Raw genomic sequence first — 2,701 nt, 5'->3', positions numbered from 1 at the left:
TCGTCTGAGGCAGCAAAGAACGGATCAACTTGCATTTCCACGCCCTTAAAGAACAGCCATGCAATGAACGAATGGCCTAAGATTTCCCGTTCGTGGGCGACATGGTTGCGACCAGATCAAAAAGCAGGCTTTTCCCATGCCTAACGCCAGCCATAAGGTGCGCCCCACCAAACTCACCAAGCCAGCTGAACTTCAAACCAAAACTGCCGAGTGTAACGCGTCACACTTGATGGCCTTGTTATGGCGCGCTTTAAGTTGCCTACCCAACCATCATGCACGCTACCGCTACAGGGGGCCTGCTTGATAGGTGAATATCATACGCAACAACCTGAACCTATGCAGGATAGAAATCGTTACTTTATGATTTATTTAACAAAATTATGCTTTACTTGGGAAAGAACAGCTCTTTACTATCAGGTGTAAATCAGAATCAACGGAGAAAATTGCAACGAATTGAAGTTTGATAACCCAAAGCCAAAAATTGATAGTTACCTTTCGATGAAGTTACAGGAGTTTCCAACAGCGTATGCTGCTGAAAAATCGAGCGTGCTGCGAACAATGCCAATCAAAGCCACAGTTCGTTATACCGGAAAGCGTTCAGATATATCGGCTAAAAGGAACGACTCAGTAGCTGCTAAGCTTGACTCACTGAACAACAAACGATCACCACGTTGCCTGTTCGCCCTTGCGCCATAACGCCTGCAATAAGGTGTGCCCCACCGAACCAGCAAAGCRCACCGAACTYCATACCAAGACCGCCGAGTGTAACGCATCACCTTGATTGCTTTGTTATAAGCCTTTTTTATATGACTCTGATAATGATTTAAAAAGGACCTCTCGTTTAACTAACAACTGCTCTCGCACTAATTCCATATCTTCTTCAGTAAGAGAAGCTTTACCATCATAATATTTACGACGTAAGTCTTTCAAAAACTCCCCATACTCTCGCAGCAATGTAGCTGGTTCATCTAAATCGAGAAGAAGTAATTTTGACTCTGCGACAGTTAGATTTTTGAATTGATCAAACATATCAATTTTTGTTCGTTCTAATTCTTCTTGACGTTTTTCAGTTAACCCAAAACCCTGCTGATTATTTCTTGCCCACTCAATTATTAAAGCCCAGTAACGGAGTGATACATGTGTCATTTCCTCAATATTCGCACCAACACTTTCGAGTGCATCATAGAAACGTTTATTGGTTTCCTTTTTGTTTTCATGACCATGATTTAATTTTGTTACAGCTATTGTACCAAGTAGTGTAATTAGGCCACCTAAGCCAATTTTAACTGCCGTATCAATAACTTCAATTGCAGTTGTTGCCACATAACCTCCTTTGGCTTATAACGCCTGCAATAAGGTGCCCCACGCAAAACCAGCAAAGCGCACCGAACTCCGAACCAAAAATGCCGAGTGTAACGGGTCACCTTGATTGCCTTGTTATGTGCGCGAGTTTAAGGGTTATAAACCTTACCTGCTTGCCAATCTAAAATTGACAGCCCCATATCTAAGGCAAGATTACCAATCACAGGCAATGCTTCCTCAACTTTTGAATACGAAAAGCCAATTACGGGAGCTTTCACTGTAAAATTGTTTATCAACGGGCCATCACACCATACGCCATCATCAATTTCATCGTCCGATAAACTGGACAAACAAGGGAATATTTTTGTTGCCTCGTCATGAAACTCCTTATAGATACTTTCTATCTGAGTAACATCAATATCCGTCATGGGATTTACCAGGTTCACTGCTTCATCGAAGTTTTCAGGCAGCTTAAAATTTACTACCGCAATGTTATAACTCATTGTTGTTCCTTGTTCACAAAGCCATTTTATATGTTTGATTCCACTTAAATAATAGCTAACTTTGCCTACTCACATGAGACATCAGCTCCATTGCAACATTTAGCAGCGACCATTTCATCAATAACATCAAAACCAGTGATTTTCATAGCTACACATCATCGTGTTACCTTCGATATACACCGTAAGACATCTTTAGCACATAACGCCTGCAATAAGGTGCCCCACGCTAAACGAACAAAGCACACCGAACTCTATACCAAAACCGCCGAGTGTAACGGGTCACCTTGATTGCCTTGTTATGGCAAACTCAATGAATTTTAATCACTTACCCGATACGCTACCGCTACAGAAACATCTGCTCGAACGCCTACCAGCTTATCCTACCAATAAAACCCAGACATAAATTTATACATAACTTTATGAACTAAATAACAAAATCAGTAGCCACTGGAGAAAGAATTGCTCTTTACCAATAGATATAAATCGGAAGCTTCGGGAAAAATTGGCAAGAATTGAAACTTGATAATCCGAAGCCTAATTTTGATAGTTTTTTCGACGATGTCTCTGGCATTTCTGACAGCAAGCACAACAGGAAAATCAAGCGTGCTGCGGACTAAGCCCGACAATACCACAGTTCGTTATACTGACAAGCGTTCAGTTATATCACCTGAGAAGTTCGGCTTGATAGCTACTAAGCTTGGCCCGCAAACCTTGAAGCAAACACCACGTTGCCTGTGCTTTAAAGCCATAACGCCTGCAATAAGGTGCCCCACACGAAACTAACAAAGCACACTGAACTTTATACCAAAACCGCCGAGTGTAACGGGTCACCTTGATTGCTTTGTTATGCAACTCCATCCATTAGTGCGTTCCCTATTTGGTCGCAAGTCTATCGA

The 2,701-nt window shown here is 41.9% G+C and carries 2 protein-coding genes; both read right to left on the bottom strand.

Going from position 1 to position 2,701, the window contains the following annotated elements:
* Positions 1–789: 789 nt before the first annotated feature.
* Entirely contained in the window at positions 790–1,323 is a 534-nt protein-coding gene (locus EIZ48_RS27870) for a hypothetical protein (RefSeq protein WP_160658622.1), read from the bottom strand.
* Positions 1,324–1,451: 128 nt separating this feature from the next.
* Positions 1,452–1,805 (bottom strand): hypothetical protein, encoded by a 354-nt coding sequence (locus EIZ48_RS27865; protein WP_160658621.1) that lies wholly within the window; start codon positions 1,803–1,805, stop codon positions 1,452–1,454.
* Positions 1,806–2,701 lie beyond the last annotated feature (896 nt).

It is taken from the genome of Photobacterium alginatilyticum (genome assembly GCF_009910675.1).
GTDB classification, from domain to species: domain Bacteria; phylum Pseudomonadota; class Gammaproteobacteria; order Enterobacterales; family Vibrionaceae; genus Photobacterium; species Photobacterium alginatilyticum.
Note: the sequence above shows the minus strand (reverse complement) of the source record. Positions and strands in the feature narration are given on the sequence as shown.

Excerpts from the sequence above, each read along its gene's own strand:
- EIZ48_RS27865 (WP_160658621.1), bottom strand. The coding sequence starts at position 1,805 with ATGAGTTATAACATTGCGGTAGTAAATTTTAAGCTGCCTGAAAACTTC.